31 protein-coding genes and 1 pseudogene are annotated in these 26,819 nt (G+C 63.4%); 13 read left to right on the forward strand and 19 right to left on the reverse strand.

Annotation, left to right across the window (positions count from 1 at the left end; genetic code table 11):
• Positions 1 to 60 precede the first annotated feature (60 nt).
• Genes galU through B3H86_RS01945 form a run of 3 tightly spaced genes read left to right on the forward strand, consistent with a single transcriptional unit; the run spans position 61 to position 3,080 of the window.
• Positions 61 to 939 (forward strand): UTP--glucose-1-phosphate uridylyltransferase GalU, encoded by an 879-nt coding sequence (galU, locus tag B3H86_RS01935; protein WP_292050882.1) that lies wholly within the window; start codon positions 61 to 63, stop codon positions 937 to 939.
• Between the two features lie 33 nt (positions 940 to 972).
• Positions 973 to 2,178, forward strand: a complete 1,206-nt coding sequence (locus tag B3H86_RS01940) for an NAD-dependent epimerase/dehydratase family protein (RefSeq protein ID WP_292050883.1) — start codon at positions 973 to 975, stop codon at positions 2,176 to 2,178.
• A gap of 29 nt (positions 2,179 to 2,207) precedes the next feature.
• Complete coding sequence (locus B3H86_RS01945; RefSeq protein ID WP_292050884.1) at positions 2,208 to 3,080, forward strand: SDR family oxidoreductase; 873 nt, start codon at positions 2,208 to 2,210, stop codon at positions 3,078 to 3,080.
• A gap of 52 nt (positions 3,081 to 3,132) precedes the next feature.
• Here B3H86_RS01945 and B3H86_RS01950 read toward each other — a convergent pair whose 3' ends face one another.
• From B3H86_RS01950 to B3H86_RS02000, 11 genes are all read right to left on the reverse strand, one after another.
• A complete protein-coding gene (locus tag B3H86_RS01950) occupies positions 3,133 to 3,756 on the reverse strand; it encodes a DUF1134 domain-containing protein (RefSeq protein WP_292050914.1) in 624 nt (207 codons plus the stop codon).
• Between the two features lie 196 nt (positions 3,757 to 3,952).
• Positions 3,953 to 4,504 carry a TIGR00645 family protein gene (locus B3H86_RS01955; RefSeq protein ID WP_292050885.1) on the reverse strand — a complete coding sequence of 184 codons (552 nt, stop codon included), beginning with the start codon at positions 4,502 to 4,504 and terminating at the stop codon, positions 3,953 to 3,955.
• Between the two features lie 2 nt (positions 4,505 to 4,506).
• Complete coding sequence (gene pheT, locus B3H86_RS01960) at positions 4,507 to 6,897, reverse strand: phenylalanine--tRNA ligase subunit beta (RefSeq protein ID WP_292050886.1); 2,391 nt, start codon at positions 6,895 to 6,897, stop codon at positions 4,507 to 4,509.
• Entirely contained in the window at positions 6,897 to 7,286 is a 390-nt protein-coding gene (locus B3H86_RS01965) for a hypothetical protein (protein WP_292050887.1), read from the reverse strand. Before B3H86_RS01965 ends, pheT begins: the two co-directional genes overlap by 1 nt.
• Positions 7,287 to 7,289: 3 nt before the next feature.
• The gene (locus B3H86_RS01970; RefSeq protein WP_292050888.1) at positions 7,290 to 7,682 is read right to left on the reverse strand and encodes a hypothetical protein; all 393 of its coding nucleotides are present in this window, start codon (positions 7,680 to 7,682) and stop codon (positions 7,290 to 7,292) included.
• 11 nt (positions 7,683 to 7,693) lie between these two features.
• Positions 7,694 to 8,770, reverse strand: coding sequence for a phenylalanine--tRNA ligase subunit alpha (gene pheS / locus B3H86_RS01975; protein WP_292050889.1), 1,077 nt, complete (start codon positions 8,768 to 8,770; stop codon positions 7,694 to 7,696).
• Positions 8,771 to 8,910: 140 nt separating this feature from the next.
• On the reverse strand, positions 8,911 to 9,264 hold the full coding sequence (rplT, locus tag B3H86_RS01980) for a 50S ribosomal protein L20 (protein ID WP_292050890.1): 354 nt from the start codon (positions 9,262 to 9,264) through the stop codon (positions 8,911 to 8,913).
• 106 nt (positions 9,265 to 9,370) lie between these two features.
• A complete protein-coding gene (gene rpmI / locus B3H86_RS01985) occupies positions 9,371 to 9,568 on the reverse strand; it encodes a 50S ribosomal protein L35 (RefSeq protein ID WP_003166435.1) in 198 nt (65 codons plus the stop codon).
• Between the two features lie 243 nt (positions 9,569 to 9,811).
• Complete coding sequence (infC, locus tag B3H86_RS01990; protein ID WP_292050891.1) at positions 9,812 to 10,333, reverse strand: translation initiation factor IF-3; 522 nt, start codon at positions 10,331 to 10,333, stop codon at positions 9,812 to 9,814.
• Between the two features lie 110 nt (positions 10,334 to 10,443).
• Complete coding sequence (locus tag B3H86_RS01995; protein ID WP_292050892.1) at positions 10,444 to 11,400, reverse strand: glycosyltransferase family 9 protein; 957 nt, start codon at positions 11,398 to 11,400, stop codon at positions 10,444 to 10,446.
• A complete protein-coding gene (locus tag B3H86_RS02000) occupies positions 11,397 to 12,371 on the reverse strand; it encodes a glycosyltransferase family 9 protein (protein ID WP_292050893.1) in 975 nt (324 codons plus the stop codon). Before B3H86_RS02000 ends, B3H86_RS01995 begins: the two co-directional genes overlap by 4 nt.
• 70 nt (positions 12,372 to 12,441) lie before the next feature.
• On the opposite strand from B3H86_RS02000, the gene B3H86_RS02005 reads away from it, so the two are divergent.
• Positions 12,442 to 13,194: an alpha/beta fold hydrolase gene (locus B3H86_RS02005; protein WP_292050894.1), complete on the forward strand. Its 753-nt coding sequence runs from the start codon at positions 12,442 to 12,444 to the stop codon at positions 13,192 to 13,194.
• A 39-nt stretch (positions 13,195 to 13,233) separates the two neighbouring features.
• On the opposite strand, the gene hslU is transcribed toward B3H86_RS02005, so the two are convergent.
• Together hslU and hslV are read right to left on the reverse strand one after the other, a co-directional pair.
• Positions 13,234 to 14,532 carry an ATP-dependent protease ATPase subunit HslU gene (gene hslU / locus B3H86_RS02010; protein WP_292050895.1) on the reverse strand — a complete coding sequence of 433 codons (1,299 nt, stop codon included), beginning with the start codon at positions 14,530 to 14,532 and terminating at the stop codon, positions 13,234 to 13,236.
• Between the two features lie 83 nt (positions 14,533 to 14,615).
• Positions 14,616 to 15,224: an ATP-dependent protease subunit HslV gene (gene hslV / locus B3H86_RS02015; RefSeq protein WP_409450241.1), complete on the reverse strand. Its 609-nt coding sequence runs from the start codon at positions 15,222 to 15,224 to the stop codon at positions 14,616 to 14,618.
• 39 nt (positions 15,225 to 15,263) lie between these two features.
• On the opposite strand from hslV, the gene B3H86_RS02020 reads away from it, so the two are divergent.
• Positions 15,264 to 16,007, forward strand: a complete 744-nt coding sequence (locus B3H86_RS02020) for a HesA/MoeB/ThiF family protein (protein WP_292050915.1) — start codon at positions 15,264 to 15,266, stop codon at positions 16,005 to 16,007.
• On the opposite strand, the gene B3H86_RS02025 is transcribed toward B3H86_RS02020, so the two are convergent.
• On the reverse strand, positions 16,008 to 16,994 hold the full coding sequence (locus B3H86_RS02025; protein WP_292050897.1) for a 2-hydroxyacid dehydrogenase: 987 nt from the start codon (positions 16,992 to 16,994) through the stop codon (positions 16,008 to 16,010). It lies immediately after the preceding gene.
• A 115-nt stretch (positions 16,995 to 17,109) separates the two neighbouring features.
• Between B3H86_RS02025 and B3H86_RS02030 the strand changes: the two genes are divergently transcribed.
• From B3H86_RS02030 to fabB, 3 genes are all read left to right on the forward strand, one after another.
• Entirely contained in the window at positions 17,110 to 17,625 is a 516-nt protein-coding gene (locus B3H86_RS02030) for an SH3 domain-containing protein (RefSeq protein WP_292050898.1), read from the forward strand.
• Between the two features lie 151 nt (positions 17,626 to 17,776).
• Positions 17,777 to 18,310: a 3-hydroxyacyl-[acyl-carrier-protein] dehydratase FabA gene (gene fabA, locus B3H86_RS02035; protein WP_292050899.1), complete on the forward strand. Its 534-nt coding sequence runs from the start codon at positions 17,777 to 17,779 to the stop codon at positions 18,308 to 18,310.
• Between the two features lie 23 nt (positions 18,311 to 18,333).
• Complete coding sequence (fabB, locus tag B3H86_RS02040; RefSeq protein WP_292050900.1) at positions 18,334 to 19,563, forward strand: beta-ketoacyl-ACP synthase I; 1,230 nt, start codon at positions 18,334 to 18,336, stop codon at positions 19,561 to 19,563.
• A gap of 248 nt (positions 19,564 to 19,811) precedes the next feature.
• Here fabB and B3H86_RS02045 read toward each other — a convergent pair whose 3' ends face one another.
• A complete protein-coding gene (locus tag B3H86_RS02045; protein WP_292050901.1) occupies positions 19,812 to 21,020 on the reverse strand; it encodes a trypsin-like peptidase domain-containing protein in 1,209 nt (402 codons plus the stop codon).
• 261 nt (positions 21,021 to 21,281) lie between these two features.
• On the opposite strand from B3H86_RS02045, the gene B3H86_RS02050 reads away from it, so the two are divergent.
• Entirely contained in the window at positions 21,282 to 22,091 is an 810-nt protein-coding gene (locus B3H86_RS02050) for a DUF3313 domain-containing protein (protein ID WP_292050903.1), read from the forward strand.
• A gap of 33 nt (positions 22,092 to 22,124) precedes the next feature.
• Here B3H86_RS02050 and B3H86_RS02055 read toward each other — a convergent pair whose 3' ends face one another.
• Positions 22,125 to 23,306 carry an acyl-CoA dehydrogenase gene (locus tag B3H86_RS02055; protein WP_292050904.1) on the reverse strand — a complete coding sequence of 394 codons (1,182 nt, stop codon included), beginning with the start codon at positions 23,304 to 23,306 and terminating at the stop codon, positions 22,125 to 22,127.
• Between the two features lie 152 nt (positions 23,307 to 23,458).
• Between B3H86_RS02055 and B3H86_RS02060 the strand changes: the two genes are divergently transcribed.
• Entirely contained in the window at positions 23,459 to 23,725 is a 267-nt protein-coding gene (locus tag B3H86_RS02060) for a DUF6356 family protein (RefSeq protein WP_292050905.1), read from the forward strand.
• Positions 23,726 to 23,729: 4 nt separating this feature from the next.
• Here the strand turns inward: B3H86_RS02060 and B3H86_RS02065 are convergent, their stop codons facing one another.
• The 3 genes and pseudogenes from B3H86_RS02065 to odhB all read right to left on the reverse strand — a co-directional run.
• Entirely contained in the window at positions 23,730 to 24,161 is a 432-nt protein-coding gene (locus B3H86_RS02065) for a hypothetical protein (protein WP_292050906.1), read from the reverse strand.
• A 34-nt stretch (positions 24,162 to 24,195) separates the two neighbouring features.
• Positions 24,196 to 24,615 (reverse strand): hypothetical protein, encoded by a 420-nt coding sequence (locus tag B3H86_RS02070; protein ID WP_292050907.1) that lies wholly within the window; start codon positions 24,613 to 24,615, stop codon positions 24,196 to 24,198.
• An 87-nt stretch (positions 24,616 to 24,702) separates the two neighbouring features.
• Positions 24,703 to 25,524: pseudogene (gene odhB, locus B3H86_RS02075) on the reverse strand (2-oxoglutarate dehydrogenase complex dihydrolipoyllysine-residue succinyltransferase); the annotation flags it as partial.
• A 16-nt stretch (positions 25,525 to 25,540) separates the two neighbouring features.
• On the opposite strand from odhB, the gene B3H86_RS02080 reads away from it, so the two are divergent.
• The 3 genes from B3H86_RS02080 to ruvA all read left to right on the forward strand — a co-directional run.
• Complete coding sequence (locus B3H86_RS02080; RefSeq protein ID WP_292050908.1) at positions 25,541 to 25,792, forward strand: YebC/PmpR family DNA-binding transcriptional regulator; 252 nt, start codon at positions 25,541 to 25,543, stop codon at positions 25,790 to 25,792.
• A 129-nt stretch (positions 25,793 to 25,921) separates the two neighbouring features.
• The gene (gene ruvC / locus B3H86_RS02085; RefSeq protein ID WP_019186142.1) at positions 25,922 to 26,443 is read left to right on the forward strand and encodes a crossover junction endodeoxyribonuclease RuvC; all 522 of its coding nucleotides are present in this window, start codon (positions 25,922 to 25,924) and stop codon (positions 26,441 to 26,443) included.
• Positions 26,444 to 26,453: 10 nt separating this feature from the next.
• Positions 26,454 to 26,819 (forward strand): Holliday junction branch migration protein RuvA (gene ruvA, locus B3H86_RS02090; protein ID WP_292050909.1); only part of this gene is annotated, 366 nt, incomplete at its 3' end.

A 26,819-nucleotide genomic window follows, 5' to 3' on the forward strand; every position in this document is an offset into this window, starting at 1 on the left:
TTTGACGGAGGCCAGAATGCCCCTATGACTGGCACCATCATAGGCTGATCTGGATTGTCCATGTCGAGTTCACACGCCCGCCTTCGCAAGGCGGTTTTGCCCGTTGCCGGTCTGGGGACGCGCGTCCTTCCCGGCACCAAGACCACCCCGAAGGAGCTGCTGAACGTCGTGGACAGGCCCATCCTGTCCTACATCGTCGAAGAGGCGCGCGAGGCAGGGATCGAGCATATCGTCTTCGTCACCGGCCGCGCCAAACAGGCCATCGAGGACTATTTCGACCATCAGGTCGAACTGGAAGCCCAGCTTGAGGCCAAGGGCAAGACCGACATCCTCGACGTGATGAACGGCGAGCTGGCCCGTGCGGGCGAGATGAGCTTCACCCGCCAGATGAAGCCCAAGGGCCTGGGCCACGCCATCTGGTGCGCGCGCGACATCATCGGTCACGAGCCGTTCGCCGTCATCCTTCCCGACGTCATCGTCGACAGCCAGCCCGGTGCCCTGAAGCAATTGGCCGAGGTGTACGAAGAGGTGGGCGGCAATGTCATCGGCGTCGAGCAGGTGCCCGAGGAACAGACCCACAAATACGGCATCGTCGATCCCGCCAGCCGCGATGGCCGACGCATTGCCATGAAGGGAATGGTCGAGAAACCGGCCAAGGGTACCGCGCCCTCCAACCTTTCGATCTCGGGCCGCTATATCCTGCAGCCCGAAATCTTCGACCTTCTGGCAACGCAGGAAGCCGGTGCGGGCGGCGAGATCCAGCTGACCGACGCAATGGCCCGCCTGATGTCGGATCAAGACTTTACTGCCTATGAGTACGAAGGCGTGACCCACGACTGCGGCGACAAGATCGGTCTGCTGCGGGCCAATGTGGCACTGGCCCTGAAACGCCCCGATCTGGGCCAGGCCGCGCGCGAAGCCATCGAGGCCCTGCTGTAAAACCCCTCTTCCCCCCGAGACGGAGTGTTGTCGATGCGTGTGATGATCCTTGGCGGAGACGGCTTCTGCGGCTGGCCCACGGCGCTACACCTGTCGGACAGGGGCTGGGATGTGCTGATCGTCGACAACCTCAGCCGCCGGAACATCGACAATGAGTTGGGCGTCCGGTCGCTGACGCCCATCACCTCCATCCACGACCGCATCAGGGCGTGGAAAGAGGTGTCGGGACGGACCATCGCGTATGAAAACCTGACGGTCGGCAAGGACTATGAGCGCCTGCTGGGTCTGCTGAAGTCGTGGAAGCCGGACAGCATCGTCCATTTTGCCGAACAGCGCGCCGCCCCCTATTCGATGAAGTCGGCGCGGCACAAGCTGTACACCGTCGACAACAACCTGAACGCCACCAACCACCTGCTGGCGGCCATTGTGGACAGCGGGCTGGACATCCATCTGGCCCACCTCGGGACGATGGGCGTCTATGGCTATACGACGGCTGGGCTGAAGATCCCCGAGGGCTATCTGAAGGTGACGGTGGATACCGACTTCGGCCCCACCGAGCAGGAAATCCTGTTCCCGCCGAACCCCGGCAGCATCTATCACATGACCAAGACGCAGGACGCCCTGCTGTTCCAGTTCTACGCCAAGAACGACCGGCTTCGGATCACCGACCTGCATCAGGGCATCGTCTGGGGCGCCCAGACCGAACAGACCCGCCGTGACGAGCGGCTGATCAACCGTTTCGACTATGACGGCGACTATGGCACCGTACTGAACCGCTTTTTGATGCAGGCGGCGGTCGGCTATCCGCTGACGGTCCACGGATCGGGCGGGCAGACGCGGGCCTTCATCCATATCCAGGACACGGTGCGCTGTGTGGAACTGGCGCTGAACAATCCGCCCGCGCGCGGGGACCGCGTCAAAATCCTGAACCAGATGACCGAAAGCCGCCGCGTGCGCGATCTGGCACAGATGGTGGCCGACATGACCGGCGCCACCATCGCCAACCTGCCCAATCCACGTCAGGAAGCCGACGAGAACGATCTGGTCGTGGCCAATGACGGGTTCAAGGCACTGGGCCTTGATCCGGTGACGCTGGAACAGGGGCTCATGAACGATGTGACCGAAGTGGCCCGCCGCTATGCCGACCGCTGCGATCTATCCAAAATCCCTTGCGTGTCGGCATGGAACGAACAGCGGGCCAAAGCACTGGAACAGGGCAGCTCGACCGTATTAGGCTGAGCGAACGATTTCGAGAGGCCCAATCCCCCATGTCGACCACACTGCCAATCCTGCTGATCTTTGGCGCGGGCTATGTCGGTGAGGCTGTAGGGGATGAAGCCCTGAAACGCGGCTGGCAGGTTATCGCCACATCGCGCAGGCCCGAACGGCGCGAGGCGCTGTCGGCCAAGGGTTTTACCGCCATCGATCCTCGGGATGCCGAGGCCCTGTCGCGCGCGGGCGCTGCGGCTACGCATATTCTTGTCACGACGCCACCGGATGCGCAGGGATGCCCAGCCCTGAATGCCCTGTCGCATCTAAAGGCCGCCGAGGTATGGCCCGACTGGATCGGCTATATTTCCTCCACCTCGGTCTATGGAGATCGCCAGGGGGGCTGGGCCTTCGAAGGCGACGCCCTGAATGCCGCCAGTCTGGAAGGAGCCCGCCGTGTCCGCGCCGAGCGCGACTGGCTGGATGGGGCCCGCGGCATGGGTCTGACGGTACAGATTTTCCGTCTGCCGGGCTTTTACGGACCCGGAAACAACATTCTGGAGCGCCTGAAGGCCGGACGCGCCAAACGGGTGCGCAAACCCGGGCAGATCTTCAACCGCGTCCATATTTCAGATGTCGTCTCAGGCCTGTTTGCCTCTATGGCCGCCCCCCGTCCGGGCGCTATCTACAACCTGACCGATGACGAGCCCGCCCCCGCCCACGAAATCACCGAATGGGCCGCGCACCGTCTGGGTCTCCCCCTGCCGCCGGAAGTCGATCTGGACGACCCGAGCGTCAGCGACGGCATGCGCCGGTTTTACCTCGACTCCAAACGCATCTCGAATGCGCGGGCAAAGGCGGAGCTGGGATGGCGTCCGCGTTATCCCTCCTACCGCGAGGGGCTGGAAAGCCTGATCGCCGGTGCGGAATGAAAAAGGCCGGAGCATCCGCTCCGGCCTTTGATCTTTCAGGCGTGTGTCCGGCTCAGAACGGCAGGATGTTACGCTGGCGGCTGTAGCTCATGGTGCCGACATTGGCACCCAGACGCAGGCCCACGCCGGTGCGCACCGGCGCCAGGACGATACCGTCCGCACGCTGGTAGTTCACGCCCAGACCGGCCACGGCATACGCCGAGCCTTCGACGCCCGGATAGCGGCGGTAAAGCATGTCGGGGTGATAGAGGCCATACACGAGGGTAAAGACGCGGCTGGCATTGCCACCCCAGTCCCAACCGATGGACGCGCCCTGCCAGAAAACTTCCTGCGAGGCCGACATATCCTTCATGTGCAGGGCACCACGGCCATAGCGAAGACCGGCCACCACGGCACCGGCGGCTTCCTCACCGGCGATATAGGCCGTCGGCGCACCGCCCTGATCGGCAAAGATACGCTCGATGGCACCGCCGATGGCCTCCGAGGCGATACCCAGTTCGCGCGAACCCGCCGCGACCAGTTCGTCAAACGTATAGGCCTGGGCCGTCTGGTCCGAGGCAATCGGATAGTTCGGATTATTCGCCTGACCACGAGAGGCACAGGCACCCAGCCCCATCGGCAGGGCACTGGCAGCAGCAAGACCGAGGCTGGTGCGGATCAATTGGCGGCGTTGCATGTCGTCAAACTCCCGAAGGCTGGACGGTTGCCCGATGCGTCGGGCGGATGGAGGAACCGTCACGACCTTTTGCGGCAGACTTGGGGCTTTAGGGTTAACCAATCATTGCAATCACAGATTTCGACCCACTAAACACATGAAAAAGGACGCAAAGCCTTCGCCTTGCGTCCCTTGAACTGTTCTTCAGCCGCTGGAATCAGTGCTTGTCGGTTTTGGAAGCGATCCAGTCCATCACCGCCAACAACACACCCGAGCTGACGAATGTAAGGTGGATGATGACGCCCCACATCAGCGAGGCTTCGTCCACCACATGACCCGGCTTGCCGAGGTTCATGAAGGCCTTGAGCAGGGAGATGGCCGAGATCGCCACGATGGAGGCGATCAGCTTCATCTTCAGGCCCGAGAAGTCCACCGTGCCCATCCACGGCGGACGGTCCACGTGGTTCTCGTCCAGATCCAGCTTGGAGACGAAATTCTCATAGCCGGAATAGATGACGATCAGCAGCAAATTGCCCGCCAGAGACAGGTCAACAAGGCTGAGGATGGCAAGGATCGCCGTGTCCGCCGTCATATGGCCTTCGCCAAAAACAAAGGCCTGCGGCAGGAAGTGGACCACTTCCTGCACAAACACCGACAGCAGCATAATCAACGCCAGCACCAGCCCCAGATAGAAGGGGGCCATCAGCCAGCGGGCACGGAACAGGTTCCGCTCGAAGGCGGTTTCCGCCCACGGTTTGTTCTCCGACATACCTAGCTCCGCAGCGCCACGCCAAGCTTGGTAGCGGCAGCCACTACCTTGGTCATAAGGGCCTCGATTTCGGCATCGGTCAGGGTCGCGTCGCGGGGCTGGATTTCAACCTCCAGCGCGATCGACTTCTGGCCTTCCGGCACGCCCTTGCCGCGATAGACGTCGAACACGCGCACATCGGTGATCAGCGCCTTGTCGGCACCAGCCACGGCGCGGACCAGATCACCGACCGCCTTGTCCTCGTCCACCACAAAGGCGAAGTCGCGGGTCAGCGGCATCAGGTTCGACAGACTGGCCGCACCACGGGCCTTGCCGCCCTTGCCCTTGGGCTCGGGAACGTTGTCGAGGATGATTTCGAAGGCCAGCATCGGGCCATCGGCATCCAGCGTCTTCAGCACCGACGGGTGCAGGGCACCGAACTCGACGATGATGTTCTTCGGACCCAGTTGCAGACGGGCCGAACGGCCCGGATGCCACCACTCGCGGTTCTGGCCCTGAACCAGCTGCAGCGAGCCGACCGGCGCACCGATCAGTTCCAGCAGCTCGATCAGGTCACCCTTGAGGGTAAACAGGGCATCCTCGCCCGCCCCCTGCCAGTGACGGTCAGCGTGCGGCGCGACCAGACCGGCGATGACCGTGCGCTGGTCCTTGGGACCGTCGCCCAGATAGATCGGGCCGATTTCGAACAGGGCGGCGTCCGCGTGACCGCGGGCGGCGTTGCGGGCGGCGGCCTGGATGAGGTTCGGCAGGGCCGACGGACGCATGCAGTCGAGGTCCGACGCAATCGGGTTTTCCAGCACCAGCTTGTCGTCACCGCCGCCGAACAGGGTGGCGATCGACTGTTTGGTGAAGGACCAGGTCACAGCCTCCGCATAGCCCATCGACGCCAGGGCGCGACGAGCCGTACGGACACGGGCCTGACGGGCGCTGAGGATGCCACCGGCAGGCGGGGCCACGAACGGCAGCGGGGTCGACGGCAGCGAGGCAAAGCCTTCGATGCGGGCGATCTCTTCCACCAGATCAGCCGGACCGTGGGCGTCGCGGCGCGCGGTCGGCGGCGTGACGGTCCACGAAGCACCGCGCTCGACCTTGAAATCGAGAGCGGTCAGGATTTCGGCGATGCGGTCCTCGGTCAGGTCCATGCCCGACAGGCGCTTCACAAAGGCCGGATCGAAGGCAAAGCCCTGCGGTGCGGCAGGTGCCTCACCGGCCACCACTATGTCCGACGGCTCGCCGCCGCACAGGTCGAGGATCAGCTTGGTCGCCAGCTCCAGACCCGGAACGACCGAGTGCGTGTCGACGCCGCGCGCGAAACGGTATTGGGCGTCCGAGCTGATGCCCAGCGAACGACCCGTCTGGGCGATCACGATCGGCTCGAACCAGGCGCTTTCGACAAAGACATCGACCGTCTCGTCCGAACAGCCGGTGCTCTCGCCGCCCATCACACCGCCAAGGCCGATGGCGCGGGCACCGCCGTTGTCGGCGATCACGCAGTCGGCGGCTTGCGGAGCGTATTCCTTGCCGTCCAGCGCCAGCAGGCTGTCGCCTTCGACACCGCCGCGCACGACGATTTCCGCGCCTTGCAGCTTGGAGATGTCATAGACGTGCAGCGGGCGCGCGCGGTCATAGGAGATCAGGTTGGTGATATCGACCAGCGCATTGATCGGGCGCAGGCCGATGGCGGTCAGGCGATCCTGAAGCCACTTGGGCGACGGGCCGTTCTTCACGCCACGGATCACGCGACCGGCAAAGGTCGGGCACAGTTCCGGCGCGTCGATACGCACGCTGATGCTAGGCGCACCCTTGCCTGCCACAGGCTTGATGGCCGGCGTCTTGAGCGTGCCGACACCGGCGGCGGCCAGATCTCGGGCAATGCCGGCGACACCCAGCCAGTCAGGGCGGTTCGGGGTGACTTCAAAGTCGATGACCGGCTCGAGGCCGAACACCTCGGCCGCGGAGGTACCGACAGCCAGATCGTCCGACAGTTCCAGAATACCGTCATTCTGATCCGGCAGTTCCAGTTCGCCGCCCGAGCAAAGCATGCCGTTGGAGACGATGCCGCGCACCGGTTTTTCAACCAGAGTCACGTCCAGACCCGGCACATAGGCCCCGATAGGCGCATAGATGGTGGTCAGGCCCGGACGGGCGTTCGGCGCACCGCACACGATTTCCTTGCGGCCATCGATGGTGTCGACCTGACAGACCTGAAGGCGGTCGGCATTGGGGTGACGCTCGGCCGAGACGATCTTGGCCACGCTGAACGGGGCCAGTTTCGAGACGGGATCCAGAACCTCTTCGACTTCCAGACCCGCCATCGTCATCGCCTCGGATACTGCGGCGACATCAGCCGTGGTATCGAGGTGGTCCTTGAGCCACGAAAGGGTGAACTTCATTACGCAGCGCCTCCGGTCAGGACCTGCTGCACCTGCTCCAGGAAGTCCGGCGTACCGGTGAAACCGACACGGATGAACTGACAGTTGATGAACTGGCAATCCTTGAAGGCGATGGTGCCGGTCACCTTTTGCGGGCTCATCGGCTGAAGCAGCAGGTTGCGGATATCGCCCTGCGCATCACCCATGTTGCAGCCGTCGAAATTGCAGGCGCCCAGCGGCAACAGCACAGCCGGACCTTCGATCATGCAGTTGCGGTAGGTCTTGCCCTCGATAACGGCCTCGCCACGGCGGCCCGCTTCGATAGCCAGCGCCGGAAGCCAGATGTTGAGGTTCTCGTATTCCGGACCTGCACCGATGGCCGGAATAGTAATGTCTTGGGTATCAGTCATGGATCATTTGGCCTCTGAGGCCGAGATAAGGCCTTGGGCCATGCCTTCTACGAAATCGGGGTGGCCGGTGAATGCGACCTGCGAGAAGCGGCAGTTGATGAAGCGGCAGCCGTCAAACGGAACCGCGCCCACCAGCATTGGCCCCTTGGGCGTATAGAACAATGAGTTCACGTCCTTGACGGCACCCATGTTGCAGCCATCGAAGTGGCAGTTGTCGACCGGCACCATCAGAGCCGGACCTTCGAACAGGCAGTTGGTGAAGGTCTTGTCCTTGATGATGGGCTGACCGGCATTCTGGTGCTGTACGGCCAGCAACGGCAGCCAGATGGCTTCGTTGGCGAATTCGGTCTTTTCAACAGCGGCGCGGCCGGCTTCTTCGGAGAAGATATCAGTCATGGGAGCAATCCTCAGCTCAGGCCGGAGGCCGGGTTGGGGGCCTGGAAGGCCGAGAAACCATAGTGGGCAAGCCAACGGGTATCGGCGTCGAACATCGGACGCAGGTCCGGCACGCCGTATTTCAGCATGGCCAGACGGTCCACGCCCATGCCGAAGGCAAAGCCCTGATACTCGTTCGGATCGAGGCCGCAGGCGGTCAGCACGTTCGGGTGAACCATGCCGCAGCCCAGGATTTCCAGCCAGTCCTCGCCGGTGTTCAGCACCAGCTTGCCACCCGAACGGTCGCAGCGGATGTCCATTTCAGCCGACGGCTCGGTGAACGGGAAGTGGTGCGGGCGGAAGCGGGCCTGCACGTCGTCCAGCTCGAAGAAGCGGGCCATGAAGGTCTCAAGCGTGGTCTTCAGGTGACCCATGTTGATGTCGCGGTCGATGACCAGACCTTCGATCTGGTGGAACATCGGGGTGTGGGTCGCGTCAGAATCCTTACGGAAGGTGCGGCCCGGCGCGATGATACGGATCGGCGGCTTTTGCGACATCATCGCGCGCACCTGAACCGGCGAGGTGTGGGTGCGCAGAACCTTGCGCTCGCCCGTGTCGGCGTCCGGCTTCAGGAAGAAGGTGTCGTGCATCTCACGCGCCGGATGCTTCGGCGGGAAGTTCAGCGCGGTGAAGTTGTGGAAGTCGTCCTCGATGTCGGGACCTTCGGCGACGGCAAAGCCCATCTCGGCGAAGATGGCGATCATCTCGTCCATGACCTGCATGGTCGGGTGGACGCCGCCCTTGCGACGGGGACGCGACGGCAGGGTCAGGTCGACGCGCTCGGCCAGCAGGCGGGCGTTGAGTTCCGCCGCTTCCAGTTCGGCCTTCTTGGCATTCAGCGCCGTGGTCACACGGTCGCGCAGGCCGTTCAGCACCGGACCGCGCTCGCGGCGCTCGTCGGGGCTCAGCTGGCCCATGCCCTTCAGCAGGAGGGAGATCGAGCCGGACTTGCCGAGGGCGCCAACGCGCACCTCTTCAAGGGCCGCGACAGTCTCTGCCGCGCCGATGGCTTGGGTGATTTCGGTTTCGAGTTGGACGAGATCAGTCATTTGCGCTGTGCTTTATCGGGCCGTGGCCCGTTCGTCACCCTCTTAGCAGACGGTGCAGGGGCCAGAATGCAAAAACGCCCGCCCCGTTGACCGGAGCGGGCGCTTTTTAAGCAGATCGTGCTTTCTCTTAGGCCAAAGACTTAGGCCAGAGCAGCGCGGACCTTCTCGGCGATTGCCTTGAAGCCAGCTTCGTCAGCGGCGATGGCAGCCAGAACCTTACGGTCCAGAACGATGCCAGCCTTGTCGAGGCCGTGGATGAACTGCGAGTAGGTGAAGCCTTCAGCGCGGGCAGCAGCGTTGATGCGCTGGATCCACAGGGCGCGGAAGTTGCGCTTCTTGTTGCGGCGGTCGCGGTAGGCGTACTGACCGGCACGGTCAACAGCAGCCTTGGCGGCGCGGATGGTATTCTTGCGGCGGCCGTAGAAGCCCTTGGCTTGCTTCAGGACCTTCTTGTGCTTGGCGTGGGACGTAACGCCCCGGGTAACGCGAGCCATGTTGTTTTCCCTTTTGGGGGGTCTCTAGCGCTCGCCCCGCGGGGGCTCGCTGCTTGAGAGACGCAAATTCAAATTCAGTGCTTGGGGAGATTAAGTCAGCCGCGCCTTAGGCGTACGGCATGTAGGACTTGATCTTCTTGGCGTCGGCGTCAGCCATGACCGAAGTGCCGCGGTTTTGGCGGATGTACTTCGAGTTGTGGCTGATCAGGCGGTGGCGCTTGCCAGCAACGCCGGCCTTGACCTTGCCCGTAGCGGTGAATTTGAAGCGCTTCTTGGCGCCCGACTTCGTCTTAAGCTTCGGCATTTTGACTCTCTCTGATTTGAGGGTCGCCCCCGTCATTTCCGAAGAAAATCAGGCGACGTCCGTTTCAGAACCGCCCAGGCAATGCCTATTCGCCCGGCGGTCCGTAGATACGAAGGGGCGGGTTCTAAGCCCCCGATGCCCAAAAAGCAAGGGCTAGGCGGCCTGCAGATACACAAACGCCCCGCGACCTAGGTCGCGGGGCGTCCATGATTTCGGTCCAGAAGTTCCGGATGATCGATATCCTTAACGCGGGGCCAGGATCATGATCATCTGACGGCCTTCCATCTTCGGCGCGAACTCGACCTTGGCGACTTCCTCGAAGTCGGCCTGCACCTTATGCATCAGCTTCATGCCGAGGTCCGGGTGGGCCATTTCACGACCGCGGAAGCGCAGGGTGACCTTCACCTTGTCGCCGTCCTCGAAGAAGCGGCGCATGGACTTGGCCTTCACTTCATAGTCGTGGGTGTCGATATTCGGACGCAGCTTGATTTCTTTGAGCTCGACGACCTTCTGGCGCTTGCGGGCCTCGGCCTTCTTCTTTTGCTCTTGGAAACGATGCTTGCCGTAGTCCAGGATTTTACAAACCGGCGCATCCGGATTGTTCACGATCTGAACGAGATCGAGGCCAGCCTCTTCAGCCGCTTCGAGTGCGGCGGACAGCGGCATGATACCCTGCTTTTCGCCGTTCTGGTCAATCAGCAGAACGCGCGGTGCACGGATATCTTGGTTCATCGGCGGGCCGTCCTTCACGGGCGGCGCTTGCATTGGACGGCGAATGGGCGTCGTTTCCTTATGTGGTCAAAACTGTATTGGACACCGCCACGCTTTCCCGACGGCATCCAGCGGCGGGAATATGGCGATGTAAGGCCGGAAATTCAAGGCGCCGTGGTTGCGACCTTGGCCGCTCCTGCAAAGCTTTCATGCAGTTTGAGGACTTCATCACACACCTGATCGACGCTCAGGTTCAGGATGGAGGCGAACTCGCCCCGCACCGGCGCGGCTGCCAGCACGCGTCCATTGGGGCCCCACGGGGCCTTGTGCCACCACTCGCTGGGACCGAACAGGGCCAGCGTCGGCGTGCCCGCCGCCGCCGAGACGTGCATCAGTCCGCTGTCGTTGCCGACGAACAGGCTGGCGCGCGAGAGAGCGGCTGCCGAGGCCAGAATGTCACCCTTGCCGACAAAGTCGATGCCTCGATCACCCGCCAAGGCCAGCGACGGCGCGGCAGCCTCATGGTCGCCCGGACCGCCGACCACCATGAAACGCCAGCCGTCAAAGCGCGGCTCGGCCATCAGCTTTTCGATCAGCGCCGCCCAGCGCTCCTTGGGCCAGCTGCGGTCCTCGGCGGTGGAAATGGGGGCAAAGGCGATGATCGGGGCGGGATCGCTGCCAATGACCTCATCGGCGCGGGCGCGGGCTGCGTCGTCCAGAAAGATTTCCGGCTCGGCGACCTGTTTGGCCTTCATCATGTTGGAGAAGGTGACGACCTTCATCTCACCCTTTTCCAGCGCGCGGCTGTAAAGGCGGCGTTCCTTGGCACGCAGGAACAGGCTCATGGCCGATCCGCGCACATCGGCGACCATCGCCCATTTCGTGCCGACCGTCTGACGCCAGAGCGTGCGCCAGTGGCCCGACAGCTTCTGCTTCTTCCACGGGATCACCTTGACCACGCCGGGCGCGGCACGGAACAGGGCCGCCGCCGTCGGGCCAACCGCGACCGTGATCTCGGCATCCGGTATCTGGCGTCCGATCTCGCGGATCGCGCCGATGGACATGATGGCATCGCCGATGCGGTCGGCGCTGATGAACAGGACCTGCGGGCGCTCTGTCACTTGGCCGCTCCGGCATAATAGGTGTCGTAGAGTTTGATCGTGGCGTCGAATACGGCCTCGACGCTCAGGTCTTCGATGGGCGCGAACTGGCCGCGCGTATTATTGGACGCCACCGTCGCGGTCCTGGGCCCGCGCGGTCCGTACAGCCACCACTCGGTCGGGCCGAACAGGCCCAGCGTCGGCGTGCCGGTGGCCGCCGAGACGTGCATCAGGCCGCTGTCGTTACCGACGAAAAGCGCCGCACGGTCGATGGCGGCGGCAGAGGCGATGATGTCGGTCTTGCCCACGCAGTCGATGCCGCGATCTCCGGCCTCTGCCAGTGCGGGCGCGGCAGGCGGATGGTCCCCCGGACCGCCGACCGGCATGAAGCGCCAGCCGTCAAAGCGTGGCTCGGCCTTCAGCTTGGCAACCAAAGCGGCCCAGCGGTCGGCGGGCCAGCTCTTGCCCTTCTGGTGGGCGATAGGGGCTAGGGCGAGGATCGGTCCCTCGCCCGCGCCCGAATGCAGTTGTGGATCGATGACAGCTGCGGCCTCGGCGCGCGCGCGGTCATCGATGAACAGTTCCGGCTCTAGGCTGTGCGGGGCCGACATCAGGCGGGTGATAACCGCAACCTTCGGCTCTCCGGTTTCCAGCTTGCGCGTATAGACGATGCGCTTCTTGGCCTTGAGCAGATAGGCCGTCAGCGAGCCGCGCGTGTCGATGACCGCATCCCAGCTTTCACCGCGCACGGCCTTCCACAGCTTGATCCAGTGGCCACCGCGCTTTTCCTTGTTGATCGGGATGATCTTCACCACCTGCGGCGCGGCCCGATAGAAGGACGACGCCATGCCGGACGTCACCACCGTGATATCCGCCCCCGGCCACTGGTGCCCGATTTCGCGCACGATGCCCATGGCGATGACGCTGTCGCCGATACGGTTCGGACTGATGAACAGGACGCGCGGATTTGCGCGGGAGGGCGATTGGGACACGCGGATCGGCCTTCACTTTGCTATTGGAGGATGGCTACCCGTTTTCGGTCCCAAGCGCGAGAGGAAGACCATGGATCAGATCAAGTCCTTTGCCCGTCCCGATGGCGAGACCATCGCCTATAAACAGGTCGAGGGTTCGGGTCCGGTCGTGATCTGGGTGGGCGGCTTCCGTTCGGACATGGAAGGCACCAAGGCGCTGGCACTGGACGAGGCCGCCCGCGCCGAGGGCTGGAACTATGTCCGCTATGACCATTTCGCCCACGGCGTCTCGTCGGGCGACTGGACGAAAGCCAGCATCGGCCGCTGGCGCGAGGACTGTATCGCCCTGATCGACGAACTGGCCCGTCCGGTGATCCTTGTCGGCTCTTCGATGGGCGGCTGGGTGTCGCTGCTGGCGGCAGTGGCCCGCCCGCAAGCCGTGGTGGGGATGGTTCTGGTCAATCCGGCACAGGACTTTACCGAGCGCCTCATGTGGCCGGACCTGCCCGACCATATCCGTCAGGAAATCCTGCGCGACGGCATCGCCACCATCACCGATCCGGGTCTCGGCAGCTATCAGCTGACCAAGCACATGTTCGACGAGGCCCGCGATTGGCTGCTGCTCGACAATCCGATCCTGATCCCCGCCCCGATCCACATCCTGCAGGGCAAGCTGGACGAAAGCGTGCCGTGGCGCATGCAGCTGGCCCTGATGGAGAAGCATGAAGGCGGCGACGTGCGCCTCGACATCATCAAGGACGGCGACCACCGCCTGTCCAAGCCGCACGAGCTGGAACGCCTCGTTCAGGCCGTCTCCGAAATGAGAAAGACCGCCGGCGCCTAAAGCCCCGACGGTCCTCAACTTCCGGCCTTGGCCGCTATGTCACAGGATATAGCGGCTGAGGTCGACGTTTCCGGTCAGTTCGCCCAGTTTCTCGCGCACCACCGTGCCGGTGAACTCGATCGTCTCGCCCGCCATGTCCGACGCACGATAGCTGGTCTCTTCCAGCACATGCTCCAGCACGGTCTGCAGGCGGCGCGCCCCGATATTCTCGATGGTCGAGTTGGCGGTCACCGCCGCGTCGGCCAGCGCCTCGATGGCTTCGTCTGTGAAGGTGACGGTCACGTCCTCGGTCGCCAGCAGGGCCTGGTTCTGGCGGATCAGATTGGCTTCTGGCTCGGTCAGGATGCGCTTGAAATCATCGCGCGTCAGAGCCTTCAACTCGACCCGGATCGGCAGACGGCCCTGAAGTTCCGGCAGCAGGTCCGACGGCTTGGCCACGTGGAAGGCACCGGACGCGATGAACAGGACGTGGTCGGTCTTCACCGGACCGTATTTTGTCGAAACCGTCGTACCTTCGATCAGCGGCAGCAGGTCGCGCTGGACGCCCTCGCGCGAGACATCGGCCCCGCCCTTTTCCTGACGGGCGGCGACCTTGTCGATCTCGTCGAGGAAGACAATGCCCTCGTTCTCGGCCAGCTTCACCGCCTCGCGGGTCAGGCTGTCCTGATCCAGCAGCTTGTCAGCCTCTTCGGTGATCAAGGGCTGGGTCGCATCCTTCACCGTCATTCGAACGCTCTTGGTGCGGCCACCACCCAGCTTGCCCAGCATGTCCGACAGGTTGAGGATGCCGACATTGCTGCCCGGAATATCCATGCCCTGAAGGGGCGAGGCGTTGTCGGCCAGCGCGATCTCGACCTCCTTGTCGTCCAGTTCTCCGGCACGCAGCTTCTTGCGGAAGGCATCGCGGGTGGCAGCTTGGGACGTCGGGCCAACGAGGGCGTCCAGAAGGCGCTCTTCGGCGGCAGCTTCGGCCTTGGCCTGAACCTCGACGCGGCGCTTGTCGCGAACCATGGCGATGGCGCTTTCCACCAGATCGCGCATGATCTGGTCCACGTCGCGGCCAACATAGCCGACCTCGGTAAATTTGGTGGCCTCGACCTTGAGGAAGGGCGAACCGGCCAGCTTGGCGAGGCGGCGCGCGATCTCGGTCTTGCCCACGCCCGTCGGGCCGATCATCAGGATGTTCTTGGGCGTGACCTCGTCACGCAGGTCTTCCGGCACGCGCTTGCGACGCCAGCGGTTGCGAAGCGCCACCGCGACGGCACGTTTGGCGTCCTGCTGACCCACTATATAGCGGTCCAGTTCCGATACGATTTCGCGTGGAGAGAGATCAGTCATTTTTGTCTCGTTTGCCCTCAGGGGCACCATCGTTCGCCGCGGGGCGGCTCTCTACCTGAGCGCCCCATCGGGCGCGGCAAGGCTCAACCCTCGAGGCTCTCAATGGTGAGGTTGCCGTTGGTGTAGACGTCGATGCTGGCGGCGATCTTCATCGCCTTGCGGGCGATGCCCTCGGCGCCCAGCGCGGTATCCTCATCGATGAGGGCCAGTGCGGCGGCCAGCGCATAGTTGCCGCCCGAACCGACGGCGGCGCAGCCCTGTTCCGGCTCCAGCACATCACCCACGCCGGTCACAGTCAGGATGGTATTCCTGTCGGCCACCAACAGCATGGCCTCCAGCTTGCGAAGGTAGCGGTCCGTGCGCCAGTCCTTGGCCAGATCCACACAGGCGCGGGCCAGCTGATCCGGATATTGTTCCAGCTTGGCTTCCAGCCGCTCGATCAGGGTCAGGGCGTCGGCGGTCGCACCGGCAAATCCGGCAATGACCTTGCCACCGGCCAGTTTGCGGACCTTGCGGGCCGAGCCCTTGACGATGGTGTTGCCCATCGAGACCTGACCGTCACCGGCGATTATGGTCTTGCCGTCCTTGCGAACCGCCAGAATGGTCGTGCCGTGCCAGTCGGGGAATGAGGATGCTTGCGTCATGATCGGGGATGTGGCGAGCGTCGCGCTTCCCCGCAAGCGCCAAGCCATGCAGAAGGTGCTAATAGCGACCAAATGAACCAGTCACCCGTGCGATTTTCCGATGAAGAGGTGGAGCGCTACGCCCGCCACCTGATCCTGTCCGAAGTGGGTGGACCGGGGCAGCAGGCGCTGAAACGCGCCCGCGTTCTGGTGGTCGGCATGGGCGGCATCGGCAATCCGGCGGCGCTCTATCTGGCGGCAGCGGGTGTAGGCACTCTGGGGCTGATCGACGATGATGTGGTGTCGCTGTCGAACCTTCAGCGCCAGATTACCTTCACCACCGACGATGTCGGCAAGCCCAAGGTCGAGGTAGCGCGGGATCGCCTGTCGGCGCTGAACCCGCACACGGTGCTGGAGTTGTTCAACCAACGCATCACGCCGAAAAACGCCGCAGATCTGGTGAGCCGCTTCGATGTGGTGCTGGACGGCACCGATGACTTCGACACGCGCTTTGCGGTGAACGCCGCCTGTGTTGCGACAGGCAAGCCTCTTGTGTCGGGCGCACTGGGTCGCTGGTCGGGTCAGGTGGGCGTCTTTACCGGACAGCCCTGCTATCAATGCCTCGTCAGCGAGATCCCGCCCGAGGCCGAGACCTGCGCTCGCGTGGGCGTGATCGGGGCGCTGGCGGGCGTCATCGGTGCCATGACGGCGCTGGAGACCATCAAGGTCATCACCGGCGCGGGCCAACCGCTGGAAAGCCGCCTTCTGATCTATGACGGGCTATCGGCAGCCACCCGCGTGGTGAAGCTGGCTGCCGATCCGGAATGCCCCGTCTGCGGCGGCCACGCCTGATCAGAGCATCGCCGGAATGACGCGATCCGGCGGACGATGGCCGTTCTGGAAGGTCATGATGTTGGCGATCACCCGCTCGCCCATGTCCTGACGCGCTTCGATGGTCGCCGAGCCGAGGTGGGGCAGCAGCACCACATTCAAATGGCCGACAAGGCCCGGATGGACCGCCGGTTCCTGCTCGAACACGTCCAGACCCACTCCGAAGATGGCGCGGCTCTTCACCGCCTCGGCCAGGGCTTCCTCGTCGATCAGTTCGCCACGGGCGGTGTTGATGAGGATGGCATGCGGTTGCAGCAGGGCGATCCGCTCTGCCGACAGCATGTGATGGGTGTCACGCGTGGCCGGGCAGTTCAGGCTGATGACATCCATGCGCGACAGCATCTGGTCCAGATCGTCCCAGTAGGTCGCGCCCAGTTCCTCGGCCACCATGTCCGGCACTGGCTTGCGGTTATGATAGTGAACCTGCATGCCGAAAGCGCGGGCGCGGCGGGCCAGGGCCTGACCGATGCGGCCCATGCCGACGATGCCCAGTCGCTTGCCGTACAGCTTGCGCCCGCACATCCAGGTCGGGGTCCAGCCCTTGAACGCGCCGTCGGTTACCACATTGGCCCCTTCGACGATGCGGCGGCTGACGGCCAGGATCAGCGACATGGCGATATCAGCCGTGTCTTCGGTCAGGACACCGGGCGTATTGGAGACAATGATCCGGCGGGCGACCGCGGCCTCGACGTCGATGTGGTCCACACCGGCCCCGAAGTTGGCAATCATTTTCAATTGTTCGCCCGCACCATTGATAAGGTCGGCGTCGAGGCGATCCGTGATGGTCGGCACCAGCACATCGGCTCGTTGCAACGCCGACGCCAAGGCTTCACGATCCATCGGCTTGTCCGTCAGGTTCAACTCGGCGTCGAAAAGTTCGCGCATACGCGTTTCGATGGCGTCGGGAAGTCGTCTGGTTAATACGACCTTAAGCTTGCGAACGGACATAAGGAGCCTGGGGTTTCCTGCGGGTCTTGCGGCCCGCTGATCTTAGAGTCTGGATGTGTCTATCAAAGCTGCGGTCAGGATCAAAAATTTCCGTCGCATCGGAATGGTTGCCGGCATGATGGGTTTGGCCCTGATGAGCGGCGCAGGCACAATGATGCCTTCCGGTAGACCGACACCGACGGGATTGGAAGTCCCCCGTTGGATCACACTGAAGTCCAGCCGCGTGCGCGCGCGCCAGGGGCCGGGCCTCGATTACCGCATCATGTGGGAATACCGTGCGGCGGGCCTGCCCGTTCAGGTGATCGCCGAGACCCGCGAATGGCGCAAGATCTGCGATCCTGACGGCTCGGTAGCCTGGATCCACCGTACCGTCGCCTCGGGTCGACGCAGCGTGTTCAACCGCACCGACCAGGCCATCCCCATCCGGACCGGCCGCTCGGCTACCGCCTCGATCCGGGCCATGTTCAGCCCGCGCTCCATCGTCTCGCTCGACGAATGCGAGGAGGGCTGGTGCCGGGTCAGGGCCCGCAAGATCCGTGGCTGGGTGCCCGAGCGCGAGGTTTTCGGCACCCAGAGCCGCGCACTGTGCAACGCCGCCCGCCCTGCGGGTCCGGGGCGCGACACCCCCTGAAATTCCATGAACCGTCTCGGTGAGAAGACGTTCAATCCCCCAACAGACCTTGCCCTGCGGGCCACAAACCGCGTCGTCTGCCTTGACCATGGTTGAGCAGACCCGCTGCGTCGTGTAACCCCCGAGTATAGCCTTTCGGAGCCCTCTGACTTTGAGCCAGTCCCAATACCCCTCGTCGTTTGATCTCGAAGGCCTGCTGGCCTCCGGCCGTGGTGAACTCTTCGGCCCCGGCAATGCCCAGCTGCCTGCCCCGCCCATGCTGATGTTCGACCGTATCGTCGAGATCAACTCCGATGGCGGCAACTACGGCAAGGGCTATGTCGAAGCCGAGCTGGATATCCGCCCGGACCTGTGGTTCTTCCAGTGCCACTTCATCGGTGACCCGGTCATGCCCGGTTGCCTCGGCCTGGATGCCATGTGGCAGATGGTCGGCTTCTACCTGGGTTGGCAAGGCGGCCCAGGCCGCGGCCGTGCCCTGGGCGTGGGCGAAGTGAAATTCACCGGTCAGGTCACCCCCGACATCAAGAAGGTGGTCTACAAGGTCCACCTGAAACGCGTCATCAACCGCAAGCTGGTCATGGGTATCGCCGATGGCGTGCTCGAGGCTGACGGCGAAGTCATCTACACCTGCAATGACATGCGGGTCGGCCTGTTCGGCGCAAACGCCGAAAAGACCGAAGCGTAAACAGAAAATACGAGGGAACGCCCATGCGTCGCGTTGTCGTCACCGGTATCGGTATCGTCTCGTCCATCGGTACGGGCCAGGACGAGGTTGCTGCCTCACTCAAGGAAGCCCGCTCGGGCATCCAGGCCGCGCCTGACCACGCCAAATACGGCTTCCGTTCCCAGGTCTGGGCACCGCCCGCCCTGGGTGCGACCGCCGAGGACTGGGCCCCGCTGGTAGACCGCCGCGCGGCGCGTTTTCTCGCTAACGGTACGGCTTGGGCCCACATCGCCTTTGAAGAGGCCTTGAAAGATTCCGGCATCGACGCCGAGGACATCAAGAACGACCGCACTGGCGTGATCGTCGGCGAGGGCGGCCCGTCGACCCAGGTCATCCTGCAATCGGCCCAGACCACGGTCGAAAAGGGCTCGCCCAAGCGCGTCGGCCCGTTCGCCGTGCCCAAGGCTATGGCATCGGGTCCGTCGGCCGTGCTGTCGACCTGGTTCCAGACCCGCGGCATCAACTATTCGATCTCGTCGGCCTGCGCGACCTCGGCCCACTGCATCGGCGCCGCCGCCGAACAGATCGCCTGGGGCAAGCAGGACGTGGTCTTCGCCGGTGGCTGCGAGGACATCGACTGGTCCATGTCGAACATGTTCGACGCGATGGGTGCCATGTCGTCCAACTATAACGACACCCCGTCGGTCGCTTCGCGCGCCTATGACAAGGACCGTGACGGCTTCGTCATCGCGGGCGGTGCGGGCATCGTCGTTCTGGAAGAATACGAGCGCGCCGTCGCCCGTGGCGCCACCATCTATGCCGAAGTCACCGGCTATGGCGCCAATGCCGACGGCCATGACATGGTCGCCCCGTCGGGCGAAGGTGCCGAGCGCTGCATGAAGATCGCCCTCGAAATGGCGGGCAATCCCAAGATCGACTACCTGAACCCGCACGGCACCTCGACGCCGGTGGGCGATGCCAAGGAAATGAACGCGGTCCGCAACGTCTTTGGCGATGCCATGCCGATGATTTCCTCGACCAAGTCGCTGACGGGCCACTCGCTGGGTGCCGCTGGCGTGCAGGAAGCCATCTACTGCCTACTGATGATGAAACACGGCTTTGCCGCCGAGAGCGCCCACATCGAAAACCTCGACCCAGAGTTCGAGGGCATGCCGATCCTTCAGAAGCGCCACGACGGCGAACTGAAGCACGTCATGTCCAACAGCTTCGGCTTCGGTGGCACCAACGCCACCCTGATCCTGTCGAAGATCTAGGTCCCCCACCCGTACAGACGTTTATCAAATACCTTCAAAGAGACACGGTTCGGTCCAGAACTTACCCGGAACCGTATCGATGATCTCTTTGTCGGCTCGCTGATGTCGGGTGTACTTGGAACCCTGAACAGCCCCCCCAGCCCCCTCCGGGTGCCCCATTCAAAGGCACTGGCGGGCCGGCAACCGAATTAAACAAGCCCGCCGGCAACAGTTACCGGCGGGCTTTTTATATCGGCAGTTTGGTCCGTCTAGCGGATCAGGTCGAATTCCATTGTCTCGCCGTCACGCTCGACAACAATGTGCAGGCGATCCTGCCCATCCACGGCCGAGGCAAAGTCAGCCAGACTGCGTACCGAGGCCTTATTGATCCGGGTGACAATGTCTCCGGCCTTCAGGCCTTCGGAAGCCGCCAGAGAACCGGCTTCGACCACCTGCACGACCACACCGTCAGAGCCTGCCCGTACCGTCAGTCCCCGCGCAATGGCCTCCTGGCTGCCCAGTCGCACGGCATGGACCGGCGCGTCCTCTACCCTAAGTACCGTGCGGCCTTCCTTGCCGTCGCGCAGATAGGTGACAGGCAGTTGCGTGCCCGGCGTCGTAATTCCCACCGAGGCCTGGACCGAGCCACCATTCACCATCGGCCGGTCCTGCAGGGAGGTGATCACGTCGCTGCGCTTCAATCCGGCACGCTCGGCTGCGGAGCCCGGACGCACATCGTACACCACTGCGCCACGCACGATGTTCAGACCCAGCTCACGGGCGCGGGGTGCCGTGAGCGAGCCGACGACCATCCCCACCTGACCACGTCTGACTTCGCCGTGAGCGAGGATCTGGTCCACGACAAAGCGCATGATGCGGGTCGGCACCGCAAAGGCGATACCGTCATTGCCGCCGCCCATGCCACCCGACAGGATTGACGTATTGATACCGATCAGGCGACCGCGGCTGTCCAGCAGTGGCCCGCCGGAGTTGCCCATGTTCACCGCCGCATCCGTCTGGATGTAGTCCTCGATGGTATCGCCGCGCCCCGTACGGTTCAGTCCCGAGATCACCCCCATGGTCAGGGTTTGGTCCAGACCGAAGGGATAGCCGACCGCGAAGGCCAGATCACCCGTGCGCAGTTCATCGGAATCCACCTGGGCCACCTGTGTCAGGCCCGTGCCACGCGCGCGCAGCACCGCAATGTCGGTGTCTTCGTCCGCCCCCACCAGCTCGGCATCGAGGAAGCGGCCATCGGGCAGGTCCACGGTAAAGTTTCGGCCACCGTCGATAACGTGATGGTTGGTGACGATGATACCGTTGGCGGCATCGATAATGACGCCGGATCCGCCCTGTATCGGCTTGGGACCGTCATCGGAGGCAACCGACGCACGGCCCAGGGCCTGCACCTTCACGACCGCCGGAAGGCTGTGCTCGAGGTTGGGTGCAAAGGAGTAAACACCCCGAGAAGTGTCCATACCCAGACGCTGTGCCTGCGCGTCGGCTGTCTGCGGCATAACGCCCCAAGACATCACCACGGCCAAACCAAGCGCTGAGGCTGTAAAAGCCGCACGGACACGTATCATTGAGTCACTCCGGAAAGGTGTTCAGATAGCACTATAACCCAAGTCCTTTGACCACCAAGGTGAACCGGTTGGACCCGTCAGCCGTATTTGAATGATATCAATGATACGGACCTGACCATGTTCCATAAAAAACTGCGGTCCGGAAACGGACGTTTGCGCAATCTTGTTATGGCGGCATCCGGTGCCGCTCTCTTAACGGGCTGTGCGTCCGCCGATGTGACCCGCAGCGGCTTCCTCAGCGACTACAGCAAGCTGGAGCCCCGCACGGATACGGTGCGGGCCAAGGTGGCCCAGTACCGCAACGAGCCCCTTCTGGAGCAGATCAACCGTATCTGGATCGAACCCACCGTTCTTGTGGGCGACATCGGCGAAGGCATTACCGAAGAAGAAAAAGCCATCATCGTCCGCGAGATCGACCGCCGTATCTGCTTTGCCGTATCTGACCGTTTCGAAATCGCCGAACAGGCCGAACAAGGTGCGGGACGCCTGAGAGCGGCCGCCAGCCGCGTTCAGCCGACCAATGCTGTGGGCTCGTCAGCGTCGGCAGTGGCGAACTTCTTCATTCCCGGTCCTTTGGGGGTCCGCGTACCCGGCTCGACCGGCGGACTGGCGGCAGAGGCTGAATTGCTGGCCCCCGATGGACAACAGGCCGCCGCAGTCATCTGGGCCCGTGATGCACAGGTCGTCGGGACTGAGTCCCCGTCACTCTCGCGCATCGGCGATGCCCACCAACTGACGGGTGCCTTTGCCAGCATCGTGGCTCAGGCTGTCGAGCCGCAAGAGCGTGAGAAGATCAAACACGGCGACACCGACCCCTGCGCCCGCTTTGGTCCGCGCATACGTCCCGAGGGCTTTGTCAGCCGCTTCATAACGGGCCTTTACACGCCCAGCCTCAGCGGTGCCCGGCCACAGGACGAGGAAGACACGTCCTCCAGTCCCGAGCCGGAAACACCGCGACCCTGATCCACCCGGTTCCCCCAGAACCTTGACAAGGGTTTAGAAGGCGGCCTCGCCCGTGATGGCACGGCCCAGAATGAGGGCGTGGACGTCGTGGGCACCCTCATAGGTGTTCACGGTCTCGAGGTTCATGGCGTGACGCATGACGTGCAGTTCGCCGGTGATACCGGCACCGCCATGCATGTCGCGGGCCTCGCGCGCGATGGCCAGGGCCTTGCCGCAATTGTTGCGCTTCATCAGGCTGATGGCTTCGGGCACCCACGCACCGGTGTCCAGCAGACGGCCAAGGGCATAGGCCCCTTCGAAGCCGAGGAAGATTTCGGTCTGCATATCGGCCAGCTTCTTCTGCACCAGCTGGCGCGCCGACAGCGGGCGACCGAACAGGATGCGCTCGGCCACATAGTCGCGAGTGGCGTGCAGGCAGAACTCGGCGGCACCCATAGCGCCCCATGCAATGCCATAGCGGGCTTTGTTCAGGCAGGAGAACGGACCGCGCAGGCCCTGCACACCCGGCAGGATGTTGGCTTCGGGCACGAACACATCGTTCAGGCCGATATCGCCCGTGACCGAGGCGCGCAGGCTGAGCTTGTCGCCGATCTTGCCCGTGGTGAAACCTTCGAAATCGCGCTCGACGATGAAGCCGCGGATCTTGCCATCCAGCTTGGCCCAGACGACGGCGAGGTCGCTGATGGGCGAGTTGGTGATCCAGTATTTGCCGCCGTTCAGGCGATAACCGCCATCCACCGCCACAGCGGTCGTCTTCATGGAGGCGGGGTCTGAGCCGCCGTCGGCCTCGGTCAGGCCGAAGCAGCCGACCAGTTCACCCGCCGCCATCTTGGGCAGGTATTTCATCTTCTGCTCTTCGGAGCCGAAGGCATAGATCGGATACATGGCCAGCGAGGACTGAACCGACATGGCCGAGCGATAGCCGCTGTCCACGGCTTCGATCTCGCGGGCGATCAGGCCATAGGCGACGTGGCTGGCTTCGGAGCCGCCGTACTGTTCCGGCAGCATGGCGCCGAGGAAGCCCATCTCGCCCATCTCGGTCATGATGGCGCGGTCGAACGTCTCGTCACGGAAGGCAGCCACGACACGCGGCAGAAGGGCTTCGCGGGCATAGGAACGCGCCGCATCCTGCACCATCCGCTCCTCATCCGTCAGACGTCCCGACAGATAAAACGGGTCATCCCAACGGAAAGTTTTTGCGGATGCTTCGACCATAAGAATTTCCTCTTACCTATTAGGGGGTTGTGCGCATACTCACGCCGATTTCATCGGTCTGTGACAAATGAACCCCTGTTATCCTTCGCGGTTTAGGACAAAATAGTCCCGTCGGGTAGACCATGATCCGACGCAACTTACGGCTTTATTCCATGTCCTCGCGTTTCCACCGCCTGTTCAGAGAGCACCCTCAGGAAGTTGGTGAAACCTATTTCGAGCATATGGGCGCTTCTCTGGGCTTTTGCGCCAAGCTGTTGAAACTGGCTGGATGCGCCTTCATCCATGCCGTCGTGCCCGGCCTGCATAAGTCCACGGTTTCCGACGCTGTCCGGGAAATGGAGCCGGGCATGACCCGTCGCGCCCATGAGGCCCGCGAGGAGCGTATGCGCAATGCGGGTGTTTGGGACGTCGGCCTCTAGGCGCTTATCCCGAGATACGCTGGTAAAGGCCGTCTAGCTGGCTGCCCATGCCGCACAGCTTGGCCGCGGCACCATAATCGGTCACGCGCGCACCATCCGGACCGATCGCCACATCCACCCGGATCGCATCAGGGCCGATGTCGTCTGTCGTGACCCGGGTCGTTCCTGAATACCAGGGCACAACCTCGCCGCGGACCACATCATCGCCGCCCTGAAGGCCGCGGATCCTGATCGCACAATCCGCCGCTGTGGATGCGCCGTTCGGTATGCCGCCGGCGATGATCGTCAGGACGACCATGTCGCCCTCACGTTCGTATGTCATCCTCGCAAGCGAAGGCGAGGTGCGCTCGAATATGGGCTTGGCACCAGTCTGTACGGCTGCCGACAGCAGTGTAGCCACAGCCGCAGATACAAAGGTTACGTACAAAAACTTCACGCCGAATGTCTCCTCGAACCTTCAATAACGCGGCTCATAGGGAAAAGAGCCACATCCCCACGATCAGCGCGAATGCCAGCCCCAGGATGGCCATGCCCGCAATCTGTATGGGGCGAAGCCTGCGGGGCAGGCTCGTGGCCGGATAACCCGCCGCCATAAACCCAAGGAGCGCTATGCCCCACCCGGCCCAGCGGGCCTTATCGTAAGGGATCGGTTCGTCGTCGGATGCCTCGACGAACTCTCCACCTGCGGCCCTGTGCAACAGGTCCAGCGCCTTTTCCCTATCTTCGGAATGCCCCATCAGACGGATGCCGAGCGCCCGCTGCATCAACGGATCGACCGTCGTCTGGAACCGCTCTGTGACAGAGACTTCAATGTCGTGGGATGCCAGAAAGGCCGCCGCCAGATCGGCTTCGTACACATCGGTAAAGCGGGCGATTTCGACGAGGCTCATGACCGTGAGTATGGCGAGGCTGAGCCTAAAAGAAAACGGCGGCATCCGAAGATGCCGCCGTTGTGACTGGATACAGGTTGTCCGGTCTTACAGGTCCAGCAGAGCGCGCTGCGGGTCTTCCAGCAGCTGCTTGATGCGGACTAGGAAGGTCACGGCTTCCTTGCCGTCAACGATGCGGTGATCGTAGCTGAGGGCCAGGTACATCATCGGACGGATCTTCACTTCGCCGTTCACGGCCATCGGACGCTGCACGATGTTGTGCATGCCCAAGATGCCCGATTGCGGAGCGTTGAGGATCGGGGTCGACATCAGCGAGCCATAGGTGCCGCCGTTGGTGATGGTGAAGGTACCACCCTGCATGTCTTCCATCTTCAGGGTGCCGTCACGGGCAGCCTTGCCGAGGTTGGCGATACCCTTTTCGATACCGGCCAGCGACAGGTCTTCGGCGTTACGCAGAACCGGAACGACCAGGCCCTTGTCGGTGCCGACGGCGATGCCGATGTCGTAGTGGTTCTTGTAGATGATGTCGGTGCCGTCGATCTCGGCGTTGATGGCCGGGATTTCCTTCAGGGCAGCGACAACAGCCTTGGTGAAGAAGGACATGAAGCCCAGCTTCACGCCGTGGGCCTTCTCGAACTGCTCCTTGTACTGAGCGCGAAGGGCCATGACGTTGGTCATGTCGACTTCGTTGAAGGTGGTCAGCTGGGCCGCGGTATTCTGCGACTCCTTCAGGCGACGGGCGATGGTCTGACGCAGGCGCGTCATCTTCACACGCTCTTCGCGCGGAGCCAGTTCACGCGGAGCCGAAGGTGCGGCAGCCGGGGCCGGAGCAGCAGCAGCAGCGCCGATGGCGGCGATGGCGTCAGCCTTGGTGATGTTGCCCTTCGGACCCGAAGCGGCGATCGAGGCCGGTGCGGACGACATCGTGGTCTACCCGGAAGATGGGGCGATCGATGTGCTCACCGCGGCCGACAGCTATCACGCCGTCAAGGACGCGATGGAAGCAGCCGGTTTCAAGCCGGACCATGCCGAAATCACCTTCCGTGCCGACAACGACATCAAGGTCGAGGGCGACACCGCTCTGCAGGTCAAGAAGCTGCTGGACATGCTCGAAGACCTGGACGACGTGCAGGACGTGTTCTCCAACGCCGATCTCGGCGCGGACGCCTACGCCTGAGCGGGCCCTTCACCGGTCGCTTTGCGCGACCGGTGAGCGGACAATGCGGACCATGATGACTCCAGCCGTTCCCTGTTATCCCCGCCGCATGTGTCCCTTCCGGGCCGCGGGCGGCCGTGTGCGTGCCGCATGACACGCATCCTCGGCATCGACCCCGGTTCGCAGCGCACCGGGGTGGGCATCATTGATGTGGACGCCGCCGGCAGGGTGGTGCATGTCCACCACCTGCCGCTGGTGCTGCTGGGCGCGGACGACTTCCCGCAGCGGATGAAGCTGCTGGTGGTGGGCCTGACCGCCCTGGTCGAGGAGTACCGCCCCGACGAAGTGGCCATCGAAAAGGTGTTCATGGCACGCAACCCGGATTCGGCACTGAAGCTGGGCCAGGCCCGCGGCGCGGCCATCTCGGCCGTGGTGATGCGCGACCTGCCGGTCAGCGAATACGCGGCCACCGAGATCAAGCTGGCCGTGGTCGGCCGCGGTGGCGCGGAAAAACAACAGGTCCAACACATGGTCGGGCTCATGCTCAACCTGAAAACCAAGCTGCAGGCCGACGCCGCCGACGCGTTGGCCGTGGCGATCACCCACGCCCATGTCCGGGCCACGGCGCTGCGCCTGGGCGTCAATGCGCGCCAGGCCTGGAGCCGGAAATGAGGAAAACTGCATGATTGGTCGTCTGCGCGGGATCGTGGCCTACAAGGCGCCGCCGTGGCTCATGGTCGACGTCAATGGCGTCGGTTACGAACTGGAGGCGCCGATGAGCACCTTCTACGACCTGCCCGAGCTGGGCCGCGAGGTCACGCTGTTCACCCATTACGCGCAGAAGGAAGACAGCGTCTCGCTGTACGGTTTCCTGCGCGAGGGTGAGCGCCGCCTGTTCCGCGATGTGCAGAAGGTCAGCGGGATCGGCGCCAAGATCGCGCTGGCGGTGCTCTCCGGCGTCAGCGTGGACGAGTTCGCGCGCATGCTGCAGGCCGGCGACATCACCGCGCTGACCCGCATCCCGGGCATCGGCAAGAAGACCGCCGAG

The sequence above is a fragment of the Brevundimonas sp. UBA5866 genome (assembly GCF_002432125.1).
Taxonomy (GTDB): domain Bacteria; phylum Pseudomonadota; class Alphaproteobacteria; order Caulobacterales; family Caulobacteraceae; genus Brevundimonas.

Excerpts from the sequence above, each read along its gene's own strand:
- galU (WP_292050882.1), top strand. The coding sequence starts at position 61 with ATGTCGAGTTCACACGCCCGCCTTCGCAAGGCGGTTTTGCCCGTTGCC.
- B3H86_RS01940 (WP_292050883.1), top strand. The coding sequence starts at position 973 with ATGCGTGTGATGATCCTTGGCGGAGACGGCTTCTGCGGCTGGCCCACG.
- B3H86_RS01945 (WP_292050884.1), top strand. The coding sequence starts at position 2,208 with ATGTCGACCACACTGCCAATCCTGCTGATCTTTGGCGCGGGCTATGTC.
- B3H86_RS01950 (WP_292050914.1), bottom strand. The coding sequence starts at position 3,756 with ATGCAACGCCGCCAATTGATCCGCACCAGCCTCGGTCTTGCTGCTGCC.
- B3H86_RS01955 (WP_292050885.1), bottom strand. The coding sequence starts at position 4,504 with ATGTCGGAGAACAAACCGTGGGCGGAAACCGCCTTCGAGCGGAACCTG.
- pheT (WP_292050886.1), bottom strand. The coding sequence starts at position 6,897 with ATGAAGTTCACCCTTTCGTGGCTCAAGGACCACCTCGATACCACGGCT.
- B3H86_RS01965 (WP_292050887.1), bottom strand. The coding sequence starts at position 7,286 with ATGACTGATACCCAAGACATTACTATTCCGGCCATCGGTGCAGGTCCG.
- B3H86_RS01970 (WP_292050888.1), bottom strand. The coding sequence starts at position 7,682 with ATGACTGATATCTTCTCCGAAGAAGCCGGCCGCGCCGCTGTTGAAAAG.
- pheS (WP_292050889.1), bottom strand. The coding sequence starts at position 8,770 with ATGACTGATCTCGTCCAACTCGAAACCGAAATCACCCAAGCCATCGGC.
- rplT (WP_292050890.1), bottom strand. The coding sequence starts at position 9,264 with ATGGCTCGCGTTACCCGGGGCGTTACGTCCCACGCCAAGCACAAGAAG.
- rpmI (WP_003166435.1), bottom strand. The coding sequence starts at position 9,568 with ATGCCGAAGCTTAAGACGAAGTCGGGCGCCAAGAAGCGCTTCAAATTC.
- infC (WP_292050891.1), bottom strand. The coding sequence starts at position 10,333 with ATGCAAGCGCCGCCCGTGAAGGACGGCCCGCCGATGAACCAAGATATC.
- B3H86_RS02005 (WP_292050894.1), top strand. The coding sequence starts at position 12,442 with ATGGATCAGATCAAGTCCTTTGCCCGTCCCGATGGCGAGACCATCGCC.
- hslU (WP_292050895.1), bottom strand. The coding sequence starts at position 14,532 with ATGACTGATCTCTCTCCACGCGAAATCGTATCGGAACTGGACCGCTAT.
- hslV (WP_409450241.1), bottom strand. The coding sequence starts at position 15,224 with ATGGCTTGGCGCTTGCGGGGAAGCGCGACGCTCGCCACATCCCCGATC.
- B3H86_RS02025 (WP_292050897.1), bottom strand. The coding sequence starts at position 16,994 with ATGTCCGTTCGCAAGCTTAAGGTCGTATTAACCAGACGACTTCCCGAC.
- B3H86_RS02030 (WP_292050898.1), top strand. The coding sequence starts at position 17,110 with ATGATGGGTTTGGCCCTGATGAGCGGCGCAGGCACAATGATGCCTTCC.
- fabB (WP_292050900.1), top strand. The coding sequence starts at position 18,334 with ATGCGTCGCGTTGTCGTCACCGGTATCGGTATCGTCTCGTCCATCGGT.
- B3H86_RS02045 (WP_292050901.1), bottom strand. The coding sequence starts at position 21,020 with ATGGACACTTCTCGGGGTGTTTACTCCTTTGCACCCAACCTCGAGCAC.
- B3H86_RS02055 (WP_292050904.1), bottom strand. The coding sequence starts at position 23,306 with ATGGTCGAAGCATCCGCAAAAACTTTCCGTTGGGATGACCCGTTTTAT.
- B3H86_RS02060 (WP_292050905.1), top strand. The coding sequence starts at position 23,459 with ATGTCCTCGCGTTTCCACCGCCTGTTCAGAGAGCACCCTCAGGAAGTT.
- B3H86_RS02070 (WP_292050907.1), bottom strand. The coding sequence starts at position 24,615 with ATGAGCCTCGTCGAAATCGCCCGCTTTACCGATGTGTACGAAGCCGAT.
- ruvC (WP_019186142.1), top strand. The coding sequence starts at position 25,922 with ATGACACGCATCCTCGGCATCGACCCCGGTTCGCAGCGCACCGGGGTG.